The organism is Gordonibacter sp. RACS_AR68 (assembly GCF_030418485.1).
In the GTDB taxonomy this organism is placed as follows: Bacteria; Actinomycetota; Coriobacteriia; order Coriobacteriales; family Eggerthellaceae; genus Gordonibacter; species Gordonibacter urolithinfaciens.
In genome coordinates, this window is sequence record NZ_JAIPUP010000005.1 from 84,684 (window position 1) to 102,820 (window position 18,137).

12 protein-coding genes and 1 tRNA gene are annotated in these 18,137 nt (G+C 70.0%); 3 read left to right on the forward strand and 10 right to left on the reverse strand.

Going from position 1 to position 18,137, the window contains the following annotated elements:
- The 6 genes from K9U15_RS11380 to rlmD form a co-directional block, all read right to left on the reverse strand.
- On the reverse strand, nt 1-912 hold the full coding sequence (locus K9U15_RS11380) for an FAD/NAD(P)-binding protein (protein ID WP_087190531.1): 912 nt from the start codon (nt 910-912) through the stop codon (nt 1-3).
- Nucleotides 902-1,939 (reverse strand): 4Fe-4S dicluster domain-containing protein, encoded by a 1,038-nt coding sequence (locus tag K9U15_RS11385; protein ID WP_087190530.1) that lies wholly within the window; start codon nt 1,937-1,939, stop codon nt 902-904. Before K9U15_RS11385 ends, K9U15_RS11380 begins: the two co-directional genes overlap by 11 nt.
- Before the next feature lie 73 nt (nt 1,940-2,012).
- Nucleotides 2,013-2,417 carry a nucleoside-diphosphate kinase gene (gene ndk, locus K9U15_RS11390; protein WP_087190529.1) on the reverse strand — a complete coding sequence of 135 codons (405 nt, stop codon included), beginning with the start codon at nt 2,415-2,417 and terminating at the stop codon, nt 2,013-2,015.
- Nucleotides 2,418-2,490: 73 nt separating this feature from the next.
- The gene (locus K9U15_RS11395; protein WP_154270641.1) at nt 2,491-3,852 is read right to left on the reverse strand and encodes a tetratricopeptide repeat protein; all 1,362 of its coding nucleotides are present in this window, start codon (nt 3,850-3,852) and stop codon (nt 2,491-2,493) included.
- A 52-nt stretch (nt 3,853-3,904) separates the two neighbouring features.
- The gene (locus K9U15_RS11400) at nt 3,905-4,438 is read right to left on the reverse strand and encodes a peptidylprolyl isomerase (protein WP_154270640.1); all 534 of its coding nucleotides are present in this window, start codon (nt 4,436-4,438) and stop codon (nt 3,905-3,907) included.
- Between the two features lie 271 nt (nt 4,439-4,709).
- Nucleotides 4,710-6,053, reverse strand: a complete 1,344-nt coding sequence (gene rlmD, locus K9U15_RS11405) for a 23S rRNA (uracil(1939)-C(5))-methyltransferase RlmD (RefSeq protein ID WP_154270639.1) — start codon at nt 6,051-6,053, stop codon at nt 4,710-4,712.
- Between the two features lie 64 nt (nt 6,054-6,117).
- Between rlmD and K9U15_RS11410 the strand changes: the two genes are divergently transcribed.
- Nucleotides 6,118-6,193, forward strand: a tRNA-Arg gene (locus K9U15_RS11410).
- An 89-nt stretch (nt 6,194-6,282) separates the two neighbouring features.
- Here the strand turns inward: K9U15_RS11410 and K9U15_RS11415 are convergent.
- Together K9U15_RS11415 and K9U15_RS11420 are read right to left on the reverse strand one after the other, a co-directional pair.
- Nucleotides 6,283-6,702, reverse strand: a complete 420-nt coding sequence (locus K9U15_RS11415; protein ID WP_227115409.1) for a GtrA family protein — start codon at nt 6,700-6,702, stop codon at nt 6,283-6,285.
- A 40-nt stretch (nt 6,703-6,742) separates the two neighbouring features.
- Nucleotides 6,743-8,959, reverse strand: a complete 2,217-nt coding sequence (locus K9U15_RS11420; protein ID WP_227115408.1) for an ATP-binding protein — start codon at nt 8,957-8,959, stop codon at nt 6,743-6,745.
- A 281-nt stretch (nt 8,960-9,240) separates the two neighbouring features.
- Here K9U15_RS11420 and K9U15_RS11425 point away from each other — a divergent pair, with 281 nt between their 5' ends.
- Entirely contained in the window at nt 9,241-10,185 is a 945-nt protein-coding gene (locus tag K9U15_RS11425; protein WP_096228688.1) for a glycosyltransferase family 2 protein, read from the forward strand.
- A 317-nt stretch (nt 10,186-10,502) separates the two neighbouring features.
- Here the strand turns inward: K9U15_RS11425 and K9U15_RS11430 are convergent, their stop codons facing one another.
- On the reverse strand, nt 10,503-14,153 hold the full coding sequence (locus K9U15_RS11430) for a UvrD-helicase domain-containing protein (protein WP_301156139.1): 3,651 nt from the start codon (nt 14,151-14,153) through the stop codon (nt 10,503-10,505).
- A gap of 3 nt (nt 14,154-14,156) precedes the next feature.
- On the reverse strand, nt 14,157-17,138 hold the full coding sequence (locus K9U15_RS11435; protein WP_227115406.1) for a PD-(D/E)XK nuclease family protein: 2,982 nt from the start codon (nt 17,136-17,138) through the stop codon (nt 14,157-14,159).
- A gap of 50 nt (nt 17,139-17,188) precedes the next feature.
- Between K9U15_RS11435 and K9U15_RS11440 the strand changes: the two genes are divergently transcribed.
- Entirely contained in the window at nt 17,189-18,109 is a 921-nt protein-coding gene (locus K9U15_RS11440) for an EamA family transporter (RefSeq protein WP_227115405.1), read from the forward strand.
- The last annotated feature ends 28 nt before the right edge of the window (nt 18,110-18,137 follow it).

Genomic DNA, 18,137 nt, shown 5'->3' on the forward strand with positions numbered 1-18,137 from the left:
TCACATCGACCCCTGAATGTTCTTGGCTTCCCAGTAGTTGAACACGGGCCCGTCGATGCACACGTACTGGTGCCCGATCTGGCAGTGGCCGCACTTGCCCATGCCGCATTTCATATGGCGCTCGAAGCTCACGTAGATGCGGTCGTAGCTGATGCCCTTCTTGCGCATTTCGTCGATGGCGAACCGGTACATGACCGGCGGCCCGCACAGCGCCCCGAACGTGTTGGACGCGTCGATCTCCAGATGCTCGAACGGCTTCGTGACCAGGCCCACCTCGCCATCCCACGTGTCGTCGGGTTGGTCGACGGTCAGGTAGAGGTCGAAGTCCTTGCGGTGGCGCCACATCTCGAACTGCTGGCGGAACATCACCTCGGACGGGTTCTTCGACCCGTAGATGATGGTGACCTTGCCGAACTCGGAGCGCTCGTCGTGGATGTTGTTGATGAGCGAGCGCAAAGGCGCGATGCCGAGGCCGCCCGCCACCAGCAGGATGTCGTGGCCCTTCATGTCCTCGATGGGGAACCCGCGCCCGAACGGGCCGCGCAGCCCCACGACGTCGCCGCACTGCATCTCGTGCAGCACCTTGGTGAACGCGCCGGCGCGGCGCACGCACAGCTCGATGAAGCCGCGCTTCGTGGGCGAGCTGGAGATGGAGATGGGCGCCTCTCCCACGCCGAAGATGGACACCTCGACGAACTGGCCGGGCTCGTGGGAGAACGCGTCGCGGATGCGGTCGTCGATGAGCCGGAACTCGAACAGCTTCTCGGTCGCCGTCACGTCGATGATGGACGTGATGCGGGCAGGCCAGGGCCGGTACGGGTTGGCGGCCATCATCTCCTCGCCGGTGAGCGGTGCGGGCCCGCCCTCCAGCGGATGCACCTGAACCGTGGAAACCGCGCAGCTACTCGGCATCGCAGGCCCCCTTCCTCTCGAAGAACTCCAGCACCTCGATGGGGTTGATGTTCGCCTTGCACGCCGTCACGCAGCGCCCGCAGCCCACGCAGAGCATGCGGTCGTGGTTGGCCAGGAAGCCGTTGAGCTTGTGGTACATGCGGTGCCGGACGCGGTTGCGCCCGTCGGCGCGGAAGTTGTGACCGCCGGCCACCTGGGCGAACTGCGGCGAGGTGCACGAGTCCCACGTGCGCTCGCGCACGCCGGTGCGCCCGTCGGGGTCGAGCGTGTCCTGGATGTCGAAGCAGAAGCACGTGGGGCACACGGCCGAGCACGCCGTGCAGGCCAGGCAGCGCCCGCCCAGCTCCTCCCAGTACGGGTCCTTGTGGAACGCGTCCATGAGCATGGCCACGTCCTGGATGTCGGGGATGTCGCCGTTGAAGGCCTCCTGGCGCCGCCGCGTGGCATGGCGGAACTCGATGCGGTCCTCGTCGGTGGCCACGCGCGGGCTGCACGCCGCCTCCAGGATGTTCGCCGCCTCCACGCTGGAGATGCTCACGAGGTACTTGCCGCCGATGTCCTGCAGGAACAGGTCGTAGCCGAAACGGGCCTCGTCGGCTCCCCACAGGTGGCAGAAGCACGTGTCGGTGGGCACGCAGCTCACTCCCACCACGAGCGTGGCCGCCCGGCGCGCCACGTAGTAGGGATCGGGGTAGCGGCCGTCGCGGAACACGAGGTCGAGCCGGTTCAGCGCGTTGATGTCGCAGGCATGGGCACCGAAGATGACGCGGGGCGTGATCTCGGCGGCGAAGGACGCCACCTCTTCCGCGCGGGCATCGAAGGGGAAGAGCGTCTCGGTGGGTGGCAGGAAGTACTTCTTGGGCGATGAGATGGTCGTGTCGTAACCCAGCTCTATGTCGTCGTACGATTCCACGGCCTCGAACACGTAGCTCCGGTCGCGCTTGACCGGAGCTACCACTTCATAGGATTCCATGAAAGCCGACACGAGCGAGGGAAGTTCTGAGGCATCGATGACGCGATAGAGCATGCTCTCGTCCTTTTCTCGTCTGGTGACCTGCTAATGCGAACAGAATACCCGCCCAGCGGGCCAGCCGCGAGAACTATTCGAAGAAGATGCCGATTTCTCGCTCAGCGGACTCGGGGCTGTCGGAGCCGTGGATGACGTTCTCGTCCATGATGAGGCCGAAGTCGCCGCGGATCGTGCCGGGGGCCGCCTCCGCCGGGTTCGTGGCGCCCATGAGCGAGCGGCACTTCGCCACCGCGCCCTCGCCGGACACGACCATCTTCACCACGGGGCCGCTGGTGATGTAGGAGATGAGGCCCTCGTAGAACGGCTTGCCCTCGTGCTCGGCGTAGTTGGCCTTGGCCTGCTCGTCGGTGACCATGCCCAGCTCCATGCGCTCGATGCTAAGGCCCGCGCGCTCGAAGCGGTTGACGATCTCGCCGATGTGGCCGTTGCGCACGCCGTCGGGCTTGATCATGGTGTAGGTCTTCTGCACTGCCATGTGGTTCCCTTTCTCTCTTTTATACAGACATGAAGAAAGTGCGCGCACGCGCGCGCACTTTCGGTGAACCCGGTTAGTTCTGGCTCGGGAAGTAGAGCTCGACGCTCGACACCTTCCAGCCGATCATGTCGCGCACGAGCGACACCTTGTACTGCACGTCGCCGCCCTGCTCGGTCTTGGCCGTCACGTACACCGTGGAGTCGCTCATGGACTTGTCCACGCCGTCGATGGCAGGATTCGCGTCGGCCACGAGCGGCTCGACCATGGTCTTGGCCTTGTCAGCGTCGACCTCCTTGGCGAACACGGTGGAAGACGCGGCCTCGGGGTTGGCGAACAGCTCCTTGACCACGGTCTCCTGCGTCGGGTAGCCCCAGCCCTGCGTGTACAGGAACACGGCCGCGCCGAACGCCACCACCACCAAAAGCACGATGGCCACGAGCACCTTCAGCCCCACATTGCGGCGCTTGCGGTCCTGCTTGGCCAGGCCCTTCGACCATTTCTCCAGCTCTTCGTCGCTCGCGTTGAAGAAGTGGTCGCCCGCCTCGGTGCCGGAGTACGCCTGCTCGCCGTAGGCGTCGGCGTAGTAGTACGGATCCTGCTGGCCGTAGGCGTACGCGCCCTCGTCGGCGTACATGGGGGCGCCGTCGGCCGCCACGTCCAGGCCCGACAGGTCGCCGGCGGCGGCCACGGCGGGCATGACCTGCGTGATCTCGGAGGTGCCCTGGGCCACGGCCGCGATGGCGCGCTGGTAGTCCACGCTCGCGGAGTCGGACAGGTAGTACGTCTTGTCGGCGATGGACTGCTCGAAGGCGTTCACGGCCTTCTGCATCTGCCCGCACGCCACGTAGGCCTGCCCGAGGTTGGCGTAGAGCTTGTTCTTCGTGTCGGGCTGCATGCCGAACTGCAGCGCGCTCTCGTAGGAAGCCACGGCGTCGGCCGGACGGTCGAGCGCCATGAAGCACACGCCCAGGTTCAGCAGCGCCTTCGTGGGGTCGGGGTTGCCCTCGTCGAGCGCCGCCTCGCGGAACGCCACGCCCGCCTCGGCGGACTTGCCCAGCTTCAGCAGCGCGTTGCCCATGCCGGTGTAGGCCTTGTACGGCGTGTCGTACTTGGCGTCGGACACGGCTATCTCGAAGTGCTTGACCGCATCCTCGTAGTCGTGCAGCGCCGCGTAGGCCATCCCCAAGTTGTAGTTCACCGTGCCGCACGCGTCGTAGGCCGCGTCGGCCGTGGCCTGCGTGTAGGCATGGATGGCCTCGTTGCAGTCCTTGAGCTTGACGAGGCAGTTCCCTATCTGGTGGTAGAGCAGCCCCGCCTCGCCCGGCGCGAGCGGGTGGCTTCCATCCTGCAAGCACTGCGTGAACGCCTGGAGGGCGCCTGCGTAGTCCTTCGCGGCATAGGCCGCGCGGGCTTGCTGGAATAGGTCGTTGTTCATCTGCTTCCTTACGTTTGGTCGAGGGCGCCCGGCTGGCGGACGCCCTGATGCGCTATTCGGCGGCGTTCTCGATCTCCACGTGCTCGATCACATCGCCCACGCGCAGGCTGCCGATGACGTCGAGTCCCTCGATCGTGTCGCCGAACACCGTGTAGCCCGAGTCGAGCATGGGCTGGGCGCCCAGGCAGAAGTAGAACTGCGAGCCGGCGGAGTTCGGATCCTGCGAGCGAGCCATGGCCAGCGTGCCGTTGTTGTGCTCGTTGTGCGGGTTCGTGGTGTACTCCTCCTTGATGGAGTAGCCCGGGCCGCCCGTGCCCAGACGGGAGCGGGGGCTCTTCGTCACGTTCACGACCTCCTCGGAGGACAGCTCGCGCGTGTTCGGGCAGCCGCCCTGGATCACGAAGCCCGGCACGTAGCGGTGGAACTTCAAGTCGTCGTAGAAGCCCTTGCGCGCCAGCTCCACGAAGTTGCCCACGTGGATGGGGGCGTCCTTGCCCTTGAGCTGCACGCGGATCGTGCCCTTCGACGTGGTGATGACCGCGATCTCGTCGCCGGTCGGCTGATATTCGGGCGTGTACTGCGCCATGGTGGCTCCTTTTCCTCACTTGCGTTACGTCGCGTCGCACCCCGGCCGGAGCCGGTTGCGCCGCGTTGGCGAATTACCACATACGATTGGGAATTTTAGCAGGTAACGCCCGGCCCAGGTGAAAAATCGTATAACATTCACGCGCCTGTGGACGGGGCGTTTGGAAGGGTTTGAAAGGCGCGCCGCACGTTGCCGCCCCCGCAAAACCGCGCGGCGGCCCCTCGGGGCGGGCGCGCCCGAGAGCGGCGCCCCCTCTACGCGGACGAGAGCGTCACTCACGCTCGAACAGGCTCGCCACCTCCACGTGGTGCGTCTGGGGGAACAGGTCCACGGGTTGCGCGCGCACCAGGCGGTAGCCGTTTTGCTCGAAGCGGGCCACATCGCGCGCCCAGGTGGCGGGGTTGCAGCTCACGTAGGCCACGCGCGCGGGGGCCGCCTCGGCGATGCTCTCCGCCACGCCGTCGGCGAGGCCGGCGCGCGGGGGGTCCACCACGAGCGCGTCCAGCCCGCCCAGCTCGGGCAGCTCGCGGGCGGCGTCGCCGCCCACCACCTCGATGTCCACGCCGTTCATCTCGGCGTTGCGGCGCAGGTCGCGCACCGACGACCCGGCGGCCTCGATGGCGATGACGTCGGCCCCGGCCTGCGCGAGCGGCACGGAGAACGTGCCGCCCCCGGCGTAGAGGTCGGCCACGAGCAGCCCGTCCAGGCCCTCGGGGCCCTCCTCGCCCATCCGGCCGCCCAGGCCCTCCACGACCTCGGCTGCCAGCTTCTCTGCCTGGGCGGTGTTCACCTGGAAGAACGACGGCGCGCTGGTCAGGAAGCGCGCACCGGCCAGCTCCTCGCCCCAGCAGCCCTTGCCGTCGAGGGTCTCCACTCCCTTTATCTTGCGCGCGCGCCCGGGGTCGGCCAGCACGCGCACGATGCTCGTGGCCTTGAGCGCGCTCTTGAGCGTCTTCGCCACATGGGCGCGGGGGAACGCGCCGGGCTTGGTCCACAGCGCGATCTCGATCTCGCGCGTGCGCAGGCTGTGCCGCACGCCCACCCGGAAGATTCCCAGGTCGGCCGAGCCCTGAGCGAACCGCAGCGCGCCGCGCAGGGCCTTGGGCGCCTTGGCGACGGCATCATGGGCGAGCGGGCAGACGGCCGGCGTGGCTATCTCGTGCGTGCCCTCGCGATGGAAGCCCAGCAGGAACTCGCCGTTCTCCGCGCGCGCGGCGCCCAGCTCCAGCTTGTTGCGGTAGCCCCACTGCCGCTTGCTCGGCAGGCAGGGGCGCACGAGGTCCTCGGCGCGCGCGGCGTCGAAGCCCGTCGTGTGCACGAGCGCACCGACGACGTTGGCGCGCTTCGCCTCCAGCTGGGCCTCGTAGGACAGGTGCTGCCACGGGCAGCCGCCGCAGGCGTCCCCCTGTGGGCAGCACGGCTCCACACGCTGGAGGGAGGGCTCCTCGACCGCCACGATGCGCGCCCGCGCGAACGAGGCCTTCTCCTCCACCACCTCCACGCGCACGGCGTCGCCGGGCGCACCGCCCGCCACGAACACCGCCTTGCCGCTCGCCAAGCGCCCCACGGCCTCGGCCCCGTTCCCCATGCGCTCGATGCGCAGCGTCTCTTCCATGAATTTGGATTTCCTTAGCTTTGATCGACGTTTTCGACCATCATAGCGTATAATCTGCCGTCGTGCCCTTGTAGCTCAGGGGATAGAGCGTCTGCCTCCGGAGCAGAAAGCCGCAGGTTCGAATCCTGTCAAGGGCACCAGCAGAGAGCATCGAGGCCGGGCGCAGCGCCCGGCCCTTCTTTTACCGGCCGGCTCCTCCTGGGCGCCACGCCGGTCCCGCCCGCGCTCCCTACTCGATGTCCGAGAGGATCTCGCCCGGCTCGTCGCCGGCGTCGAGGAACTTCTTGCGCGTGACGAAGTTCCACACCATGACCACGATGGTGGCGAATATCTTCACGATCAGGTAGTGGACGCCCAGAAGCTCCACGCCCGCCCACATGCAGAGGTTGTTGATAAGAAGGCCGATCACCGACAGCACCACGAAGATGACGAACTCGCGGCGGCGGCTCATGCCCTCCTTGTGCCTGAACACGTAGCGCATGGACGCCACGTAGTTGAACACCACGGACACGGTGAACGAGACGGTGGCGCTCACCAGGTAGTTCACGCCGAACGCCTCGGTCAGGAGCGCAAGGAGGCCGTAGTCGATCGCGAAGGCGATAACGCCCACCACGCCGAACTTCATGATCTGGGCAATGAGCTTCTTCACGTTCGCGCCTCCCCGCCGCCGGCCGCACGGCGGCCGGGCCTCAGCGCCCGTTGCGGCGCTTCTCCAAAAACCCGTCTATTGTGGCATAAACGCGGCGAATATCAAGGGGCTTGCTCAAGTGGCCGTCCATCCCGCTCTCCGCGCTGCGCTCCTCGTCCTCGGTGAAGGCGTTGGCCGTCATGGCCAGGATGACCACCGTGGAGGCGTCGGGGCGGTCCATGGCCCGGATGGCGCGCGCCGCCCCGTATCCGTCCAGCTCGGGCATCTGCACGTCCATGAGCACGAGGTCGAAATGGCCCACATCGGAGGCCGCGAACGCCTCCACCGCCTCACGGCCCGTGGAGGCCGTCTCGACGCTTGCGCCCGCCATGGTCATGAGCTCCACGGCAATCTCCTGGTTCAGCGCGTTGTCCTCGGCCACGAGGATGTGCGTGCCCGCGAAGTCGTGCGCTTCCGGCTGGATGCCGACGGGCACGGCCCCCTCCTCGGCGTCCGGCTCCTCGACAATGGAGGGCTCGCCGGTGGCGCGGCCGAGGGGCACGTCCACCGCGAACGACGAGCCGTGGCCCACGACGCTGGCCACGCGGATGCGCCCGCCCATGAGCTCCACGAAGCGCTTCGTGATGGCCAGCCCCAGCCCTGTGCCCCCGTGCTTGCGCGCCACGGAGGAGCCGCCCTGCTCGAACGAGGCGAATATCTTGTCCAGGTGCTCGGGCTCGATGCCGCAGCCCGTGTCGTCCACCGCGAACCGCAGCCAGATGCAGCCGTCCCCCGCATCCGCGAGACGCTCGATGCGCAGCGTGACGCTCCCGCCTTCGGGAGTGAACTTGAACGCGTTGCCCATGAGGTTGTAGATCACCTGGTTGAGCCGCAGCGGATCGCCCACCACATGGCCGGGCACGTCGCCCTCCACCACGGCGGCGAAGGCGACGTCGCGCTCGGAGGCCTGCGCGCGGAACACGGCCGCCAGCGACCCGATGAACGTGGACAGGTCGAACGGCTCTTTCTTTATCTCCACCTTGCCGCTCTCGATCTTGCTCATGTCGAGGATGTCGTTGATGAGCGACAGCAGGTGCTCGGAGGACAGCGTAACCTTCTCCAGGCACGTGCGCACCTTGCCGTCGTCGCCGATGCTCTCAAGCGCGATGGCCGTCATGCCCATGATGCCGTTCATGGGCGTGCGTATCTCGTGCGACATGCGCGACAGGAACTCGGTCTTGGCCAGGCTCGCCTGCTGGGCCTCGGCGAACGCGCGCTCGGCGCGGTCCTTCTCCTCGGCCAGAAGGCGCGTGTTGCGCCTGGCCATCCGGTAGTAGATAAGGAACACCAGCAGCACGAACAACAGCACGGCCACGCCCACGATGGCGGCGTTTGCGGCGATGGTGCCGCTAAGGTCGCCGATATCTCCCTCGATGACGCTGTAGGGCATGACGGTGCACAGGTACCATTCCGCATGCCCGAGCGGGTAGAAGTACAGGTACTCGCTGCGTCCATCGAACACGATGGGCACGTTGACGGTGTCGCCACGCGCGAGAACCGAGCGGATCCTTTCCTCCTCGGCGCTGCCTCCGACAAAGGAGCCCCGCTCGTCGATCAGCGAGAACAGGCTCTCGCCTGGATTCAGGCCGCTGTTCCGGTCGCTCACCACGCAATCGCCGTTGCGGTCGATCATGATGGAGCGCGAGAAGCCGTCGAACAGCGTGAGGTTGAGGCGGTCGCCCACGCCCAGGGAGGCGAAGCCGCAGACGGCGGCCACGATCATGTCGTCGCCGCAGCGAAACGGCTCGACGTCGTCCACCAGCACTATCATGTCGTCGTACAACACGACCTGGCGCCCCTGCGCATCGCGGTACGCGGGCAGCTCACCGTCGTCATCGTCGCAGGCGCGCACGTCGCCGTCCGCGGAGACGAGCTCGCCGGAGGAGGTCCGCACGGCGAGAAACGCGTAATCGTCGTTGCCCGCCTGCGTCCGCAGGTAGCCCGCCATCTGCTCCCGGCTGTCGGGAGCAGCCAGCTCCAGACCGCTCGCCACCGTCTCCAGCTGGCTGAACTTGTTCTCCACGCCCGTATCGAAGTGGAAGACCAGCTGCTTGCTAAGCTCGCCGAGGTACACTTCGCTCACGTTCGCGATGACCTCGTCGGTGGCCTTGCGCGTGGAGACGATGGTGTAGGCCAGCACCAGCGCCACGGCCACGGCCACCGCCACGATAGCCGCCGCCACGCGCCTGCGCCCGTGCGAATCGAAATGCACGCCCATGCTGAAAGCCTCACCCATCTTCGTCGTCGGAACCTCGGGCATTCTACCATCGCCGCGGGCGGCACCCTCCCCCGCCGTCCTACCGCTTGGCAACGGCTTCCTGACGGCCGGCCGGGAAAGGGCGCCGGGGAAGGCTCCGCCCTTGCGAATCCACGGTGAAACGCCCCGCGACGGCTGGCGCGCGAGGGGCCTTTCGGGTAGGATAGGCGCATACGAGAATCGAGGAGCGAAACGTGCAAGAGACGAAGGACGCGCAGGCCGGGGCGCCGCGCACCCAGAACGTGCCCGAGCAGGGCAGCGTGGCCGTGCTCATCCCCTGCTACAACGAGGCCGTGACCATCGGCAAGGTGGTGGACGACTTCCACCGGGTGCTGCCCGATGCCACCGTCTACGTCTACGACAACAACTCCTCCGACGGCACGGGAGAGATCGCGCGCGAGCACGGGGCCGTGGTGCGCGCCGAGCGGCGCCAGGGCAAGGGCAACGTCGTGCGCCAGATGATGCGCGACATCGACGCGGACTACTACCTCATGGTGGACGGCGACGACACCTACCCGGCCGAGGCCGCGCCGGAGCTCCTCGCCCCGCTCATGGCCGACGAGGCCGACATGGTGGTGGGTGACCGCCTCTCCAACGGCACCTACGGCGAGGAGAACGACCGCGCGTTCCACGGCTTCGGCAACGACCTCGTGCGCGTGCTCATCAAGTGGATCTACGGCTTCGAGTTCTCCGACGTCATGACCGGCTACCGCGCCTACAACGCCGTGTTCGCCAAGACCATGCCGGTGCTCAGCCCCGGCTTCGAGATAGAGACGGAGCTGTCCATCCACGCGGTGGACAAGCGCTGGCGCATCGCCGAGGTTCCCATCGACTACCGCGACAGGCCCGAGGGCTCGGAGAGCAAGCTGGACACGTTCTCCGACGGGTGCAAGGTGCTGCTCATGATCCTGTCGCTGTTCAAGGACTACCGGCCGCTGGCCCTCTTCAGCTGGGTGGCGCTGCTGTTCTGCGTGCTGGGGCTCGTCGCGGGCGTGCCCGTGGTCTGGGAGTTCGCCGCCACGGGGCTCGTGCCGAAGCTGCCCTCCGCGCTTTTGGCCGTTGCGCTCGTGTTCATCGGCATCTTGAGCTTCACCTGCGGGCTCATCCTGGACACCGTGGTGAAGGGCACCCGCAAGCAGTACGAGCTGCAAGTGACCGAGGCGTACCGCGAGCACGGCAGGCGGTAGCGCACGTTCGCGCGCGGTCCTCGAAGGCGCAGGGGCGGATACACGATGCTCGCGTCGGGCTGATGCGTTGCCTCGCTCTCTTCCGCCCCTCTTTGCATTCCGCATAATACCTGCTCGTCCTTCAAAATTGCAGTCGTGATTAGTCGCCCCCGACTTCGCATAATAAAAGGTTCGGGCTTTTTCACTCAGGCATTGGGCGATGATATCGCTACGTAACCTTTAGGTTACACTACGAGCACAGGAGGCGGGAAGGAGGTTCTCGCAGCGAGCGGGAGCACCAAGGCGACCGGTCTTGGCGAGCCGCAGTTCGGTCGTGCTCAGGTGCTGGCGGCACGGGCTCGCACTATGGCATCCCGCAGGGCCTCGAGGTCGGATTGGGCGAAGCGGTACGACACAACCTGGGGTTCGCCAGGACCGACCGCGGACGCGGTACCCGCCCCGCGCGGGCGCTCGGGGCGCTCGACGCGCACGAAGCGCAGCTCCACCTCGTCGAAGCCCTGCGACAGCAGCGCATAGGCATAGCATTGGGCCTGCAGCAGGTGCTTTCCGTTCAGCTGCGCGGGGGTCTCGGCGTCCGAGCCGCCCGTCTTGTAGTCGATGGCGAGCGCCGTGCCGCCCGGTTCGGCGCCGTGCGTGCACAAAAGGTCGATCTCGCCCTCCATGAGCGCATCGTCCAGCGCCACGACGAAGGGCACCTCGGCGCGGCGCAACTCCCAAGCATGGGTTTCCGCGCAGGCGGCGCTGCCGAACCAGCGCGCGCAGGCATCGGCAAGCCGGCCGCGCTGCGCAGGCGAGAGCGCGAGGGCTTCGGCGATCGCCGCGAGCCGCGCGTCGTCGGGGACGGCGCCCGCCTCTACGGCGAACTGCGCGGCGCGGTGGAACGCGCTGCCGAGCGCCGTGGCCTTGTCAGCGTCGGCTTCCAGGTGCACCTCCTCCCCTTCGTCCCGGAGCGTCGACGGCAGCGCACCGACGATGGGGTCGACCGAGGACGGCGCACCGACACCCGTCTCCGTTGCGGCCCCCAGCGCTTCGTCGAAGGCTGGTGCGTATGCGGGGGCTATGGACGAGTAAGAGAAAGCATCCTCGCCGGCCGGTCGCCAGGGTCGGCGCGGCAGAGGCTCGAACCCGGCCATGCGCGGCACGGCGAACGGCGCGCGTGCCGCATCGGAGCCGCAGGCCGACCCTTCCGCCTCCGCATCGGGATCGGCGTCGCCGAATGCGGCACCCGCCGCCTGCACGGCGATGCGCTCGAAGCGCGCCGGCGCGCTGCCGCCGTACTCCAGCAGGGCCTCGCCCTCCGGGAAGTCGGCCGCGCCGCAGAGCGCGCTGCGGACGTCGTCCACGAGCGCCGGATACGCGGGAGGCTTGCCGGCCGCGGGCGCCTTCGCGTCCATGGCCACGACCAGCGCCTCGCTCGCCCGGGTGAGCGCCACGTACAGCTTGCGGCGCGCCTCGGCCAGCTCCTCGGCCGCTGCGCGGCCGCGCAGCGCCGCGCGGTAGGCGTCCTGGGTGCACGCGGGTGCGCCCCGGCCGTCGCGCGCGGGGCCGCCTTCCTCCAACAGGCGCCGGGCGGCGGCCAGGTCGGCATCCTCATCGTCCTCGAAGCCGCCGGCGCCCGCCCGCTTCGCCACGCCGGGAAAGGCGTCCAGCGAGCCGCCCGCTGCAAGCGAGGCGTGCGCGGCCGCACCGCACGTCTCCACCACGAGCTTGCCCGGGGGCAGCGCCGGGCCGGCGAAGTCCGCCACGGCCACGATGGGGAACTCAAGGCCCTTCGAAGCGTGGATCGTCATGATCCTCACCACGTCTCCGCCGCTGCCCGAGAGCGCGCCGGGCGCCTCCTTCATCCCCGCCGCCAGCTCGGCCGAGAACGCGCGTGCCGCGCTCGCCAGCCCCAGGCCGCGCTCCCCCTCCAGCTGCTCGATGAGGCGCACGGCCTTGAGCACGTTGGCTGCGCACGCCAGGCCCGCGGCGCCCTGGCCCTCGAGCCGCGCCATCCAGCCCGAGCGCACGACGGCATCGCGCACGACGCGCGAGAGGGGGCGGGTGCGCGCGTCGCGCTGGGCGCGCGCGAGCAGGCGCACGGCATGGGCCAGGCGCGGCGGAAGCCCGTCCGCGCGCTCCGCCAGGCGGGCGAACCCCTTGTCCAGGTCGCGGCGGCGCAGCTCGCCCGTCTCGTCGTCCCGCTCGGTCGCCAGCTCCAGAAGGTCGTCGGCCGACAGGCGCACCATGTCGCTCGTGAGCACCTCGAACAGCGCCGCCGTGTTCGCCGGGTTCGCCAGCGCCTCCACGAACCGGGCCACCACGCGCACCTCGGGAGCCGCCGCGAACAGCGACCCTCCCGTCACGGCGCACTCGAAGCCCTCGTCGCGCAGCGCCCGGGCGTACGTCTCGGCACGCGACATCTTGCCCAGCAGCACCACCATGTCGCCCGGCGCGTGCCCGCACGCCCGCAGCGCGGCGAACCGCCGGGCGATGGCGCGGGCGCAGGCGGCCTTCGCGTCGTCGACCCCCACGCCGCTCCCGCGCGCGGCGGGGCGCAGGGCCAGCACCAGATCGATGCGCGGGCCGTCGCCGCGGTACGCCGACGAGCGCCCCTCGTGCGGCTCGAGCGACATGAAGCCGTCGCCGAACACGTGGGGCTGCTCGAACACACGGTCCACGAACGCGAGCACGTCGGCATGGCTGCGGAAATTCTTCGCAAGCTCCACGTAGAGCGCGCCCACCTCGCCCGAGCGCATCGTGCGCTTGTGGGCCTCGTACACGTTCACGTCGGCCCCGCGGAAGCGGTAGATGGACTGCTGCGCGTCGCCCACGGTGCACAGGCGCGCAAGCCCCGGCCCAGCCAGGTGGGCCACCAGGTCTATCTGCAGCTGGCTCGTGTCCTGGAACTCGTCCACCATGACCAGCTTGAAGCGGTCGGCGTAGCGGCCGGCCACGTGTGGGTGCTCCTCGAAGGCGGCCAGCGTCCTCACCAGCAAATCATCGTTGTCCAGCTTGCACAGAGCGCGCTTCTTGTCCTCGTAGCGGCGCGCCACGTCGCGCGCGAGCGCCATGAGCTCGGCCGCGCGCGGCCAGGCCAAGCCCAGCGCCAAGCTGTGGCACACGTGCGCGTGGACCTGCTGGTATGCCGCCACCCGCTCCTTCACGTCGGAGCCGCCGAACGTCTTCGGCAGAAACGCGCACCCGTCCACCACGGCCGCGAGGTCGCGCAGGCAGCCGTCCGGCTGCCCGGCGATGAACGCCGAGAGCGCCTCCTGGGCCTCGGTCGCCTGCACCCGCGCCCGCTCGGCCGCGGCGCTCTTGCCGGCCTGCTCGAGCGCGCCCGCCACGTCCTCGTACGCCAGCAGCAGCTCGCGCGCGAGCGCCGATGCTGCCGGCGGCTCCGGCCCCAGCTCAACGGCGTCCAGCCCGCCCCTCAGGCCCACGGCCTTGTCGAGCAGCGTCTGCAGCATCGACGCCACCGAGGGCGCCGAGGGCAGTGCCGAGCGCGCCGGGAACTCGTCGAACAGCGCCCCGTACGACCCGCGCTCGATGATGTCGTTGTCGGCGCCGAGCGCCTCGTCGATGCTCGCGGCCACGAGGTCGGCGCGCTCCGCGTCGCCCACGATGCCGAACGCCGGATCCAGCCCCAGCTCCAGCGCGTGCGTCCGCAGGATACGCGCGCACATGCCGTGGATGGTGGATATCCAGGCGGCGTCCACCTTCAGGGCCTCCTCGCACATGCCCTCGGCGCGCAGCGTGCGCTTGACGCGGGCCTTGATCTCGGCGACCGCCTTCTCGGTGAACGTGATGGCCAGCACCTCGTCGATGCCGCCCGCCGCCGGCCCGCTCTCGGGCAGGAGTGCGTAGGCGATGCGCTGCGTGAGCGTGAACGTCTTGCCCGAGCCCGCCCCGGCGGACACGAGCAGCGGGCCGTCCACGCGCATCACGCTCTCGCGCTGGCCCGGCGTGCAGGAATCCAGGTTCACGGCCTAACGCCTCCTCTCGCAGGCGAGCACGGGGCAGAAGCCGCACGGGTCAGCGCCGCGCGGGTCGGGCGACACCTGCCCCGCCCCCATGCTGAGGGCCGCCCGGGCGATGCCCTCCTCCACCCGGTCCGCCAACTCGGCGAACGACCCGGCGCCCACGGCCTCGGCGGCCGGCCCCGGCGCCCCGCAGGCTTCCGCGTCGATGCCCGGCACGTCGGCCGCGCCCACGAAGGTGCGGTCGAAGGCGCCGGCGACGCGCCCGTCCCTCCCGTACGACACGTAGAGCGCTCCCACGACCTCCAGCCCCAGCAGGCGGCGGGCCACCTGGGCGTACACGAGCGCCTGCACCTTGTGCGGCAGCACCGCCCCGCCGGCGGTGGCCGCCGGCGACGCCGAGGCCAGCGCGTAGTCGGGCGAGAGCGATCCCTTGTAGTCGATGACCACGGCCTGGCCGCGCCCGTTCACGTCGATGCGATCGACGCTGCCCCGCAGCTCGAAGCCCCCGTACGCGAACGGCTCCTTCGCGCCGAAGTCGAGCTCGAAGTAGGCGGGGGCAAAGCCGGGCAGCAGCGCGGCCTCGCGGTCGAGGTAGGACACGAGCCGGCGCTCGAGGCCGTGCGCCTCGGCGCGCTCGAAGGCCGTGAGGGGCAAAAGCGGGTTGGCCTTGCGCTTGAGCTCGGGCTGGAACGCCAGATGGCGGGCGAACGTCTCGCGCATGAGCGAGCGCGCCTCTTCCAAGTTGCCCGGCGCCACCTTCGCGTTGCCCGCCTCGATGAAGTGCTCGTAGAAGCTCTTAAGCACGCCATGGGAGAAACTGCCCATCTCCAGCGGCCCGAAGCCCGCGTCGGGCTCGGACAGGCGCAGGCGCCTCAGCGAGAACCACTTGCAGGGACACTCGAGGTAGCTCTCGATGGCCGAGGGCGACAGGACGGGCGTCGCCGGGCGGTCGCCGGAAGCCGACCCGCCCTCGCGCGGCAGCACGACGCGCCCGCGCGCGGCAGGCGACACGTCCCCGCTCGCAGGAACCTCCCACGCCTCCGCATCGGACGCATCGTCGCCGGGCGCCAGGTTCGCGTGAAGGGCATCCTCGCCCGCACGCTCGGCGAAGGGCACGAGCGCCTGGGGCAGCCCCGTCGCGCGGTCGAGGTCGCCCATGCGCGTGGGGTCGGGCCGGTAGCAGTCGATCAGCTCCTCGTACATGACGGCCGGGTAGGCCTCGTCCGCGTCCGCCGTGCTCAGCACGCGCTCGCACACCACCGCGTCGCGCGCGCACGACAGCGCCCGGAAGAAGCGGCGGCGCGAGGCCGCCAGCGCGTCGCCGCACGCCGCAAGCCCCAACCTCTCCAGGAGCAGCGTCGCGGCGTCCTCGGCGGGGCGCACCGGATACGAGCTCGCCTCCAGGTCGCACAGCACGAGCACCGCGCACGAGCACGGCGGGCGGTCGGCGGCGTCGGCCAGGCTCGCGAACAGCACGGAGGGCTCGCACGGGGCATCCGGCGCCGCGCCTTCCGAGGCGCCCTCCCACGCGCCCGACGGCACCGGCTGGCGCGCGAGCAGCTCCAGCGCACCTGCCAGCGGCTCCCCCGCCTGGGCGCAGGCGGCCGCGAAGCGCCGCGCGCAGGCGACGGCGGCCAGCTGCCCGGCGCGGTACGCCTCGTCCAGGCCGCCCATGCGGCGCAGGCGCTCCTCCAACACCGCGAGCGCCGCGTCCGCGTCATCACGCCCGAGCGCCGGCAGCGCCGCGTCCAGCACCTCGCTTGCCGCGCGCAGGTCGGCCTCGATGCGGGCGTGGTCGGCCGTGCGGTCTCCGCGCCAGGCGGCGTCGAGCGCCCAGGCCGCCCGCTGCGGCACGCCCGAGAACGGGCTGAGCGCGAAATCGGCGGCCTTCGCCGCGCAGGGCCCGGAACCCCAGGCGAACTCCGCGAGCGCCAGGAACGCCCGGCCGAAACCGGTCTGCGCGAACGGCGTGCGCGCCGACACGGCGGCGTCCACGCCGCGGCGCGCCAGGAAGTCGGCCGTCTCGGCGAACAGGGCGGCCGGCTCTCGGCAGGCCGCGCACACGCACAGCGGCGCGCGGCCCTCCCGGCGGGCCGCGGCGCGCTCCGCGAGCGCGGCGTCGGCCAGGGTGCGCGCCACGAGCGCAGGCGCGGCGTAGCGGCCGGCCGGAAGCAGGAAGCGCACGGCCCCCGTCGGCTCCACGGCCGTGCCGTCGGCGGGCGCGAACAGGCGCCCCAGCAGTGATTGCAGCTCGCCGTTGCGCCCAGGGGCGCCGTCGGGCGCGCTGCAGGCGTCGTCGACGCGCACGACGTCGGCACGCTTGGAAAGCGCATCCAGCAGATGGCCGAGGGCGCAGCCGGGCTCGACGAATCCCAGCGTTACGACCGGCGACGCGGGAAGCGTCCCGGAGAGCGCCTGCGCCGCCTCGGAGAGCTCGCAGAGCCCGGCCGCGCGCAGCTTCGCGGTGTAGCGCGCGAGCGCCGCCACGACGGCCCGCTCGCCGTCGCTCAGGCTCGCCTCGCCCGACGAGCCCGCGTCTGCGAGCCAGGGCAGCGCCTCGCGCGCGAGGCCCGCCACGAGGTCGACCGTCCCCGGCGTCGCCCCCAACGCCTCCAGGGCGGCCGGCGCGAGCCCCCGTCCGGCCTCGGCGGCGCCCGCATCCGCCAATGCGCCGCCCGACGCCGCGCCGCCGTCCGCAGCCTCGCCGATGGCGCGCCGCACGAGCAGCATGCGCTCCGCCGAGGACACGAGGCGGCGCCCGTCCCCGAAGAGCTCCCAGCGATCCGCGATCCACGAGGAGAACGTCGCCACCCGCACGCCGAGCGCGCCGCCGCCGTCCGCGAGCGCGCGGCGTGCCCGCGCGGCTGCGGGCGGCGAGGGCACCAGCATCGCGGGCACGGCCCCGCCGTCGGCAAGGTCGCGGGCGCAGGCCACGGCGGCGCCCAGGGCCGCAGCGGTGTTTTCGGCTGTGATGGTTCGGTAAGGCATGGCGCTATTGTAACCGCGCACCGCGCGGGGAATGCGCTAGAATGGCGTCCATGCAGAAGAACATCTTGAAATACTCGGCCCTCGTGTTCGCGGGCGGCGCCAGCTACGGCATCATGGCCACCACGGTGAAGTTCGCGCTTGCGGACGGCTTCCAATGGACGCAGGTCGCGGCGAGCCAGCCGCTGTTCGGCACGCTCCTGTTCGCCGTGGCGCTGGCGGTGCTGGCGCTTGCGGGCAAACGTCCCGTGCATCTCTCCCCCTGCGGCGTGCTGCGCCTGCTGGGACTCGGCCTGACCACCTGCACTACCTGCGTGCTGTACAACTTCGCGCTCACGAGGCTGTCCGTGGCCGTGGCCATCACGCTGTTGTTCCAGTTCACCTGGATCGGCGTGGTCATCCAGATCGTCGTCACGCGCCGCCGTCCGAGCACGGCCGAGCTCGCGGCGGCCGCCATCATCCTGGGCGGCACGCTGCTCGCCAGCGGGCTGTTCTCGGAGGGGGCGGGCGCCATGGATCCCCTCGGCGTGGCGTGCGGGCTGCTCTCGGCCGTGAGCACGGCGCTGTTCATGTTCCTGTCGGGGCGCATCGGCGTGGACCTGCCGCCCATCCAGCGCGGCCTGTTCGTATGCCTGGGCGCGTGCATCCTCGGCTTCGCCGTGTGCCCCGGCTACTTCGCAAGCGGCGCACTGCAGGCCGGCATCTGGAAGTACGGCCTCGTACTGGGCGCATTCGGCCTGCTCATCCCCGTTGTGCTGTTCGGCATCGGCACCCCGCACCTGCCAACCGGCCTGTCCACCATCATGGCGTCCTCGGAGCTGCCCTGCGGCATCCTCATCTCGGTGTTCGTGCTGGGCGAGCCCGTGAGCACCCTGCAGGCCGTCGGCGTCGTCGTCATCCTGGCCGGCGTGGTGGTGTCCCAGCTGCCGAACCTGCTCCCCGCCAAGACCGGCGTTCTGGAAGATGCCAGGTAAAGATCATGAGAACGCAGGCGGCTTTCGC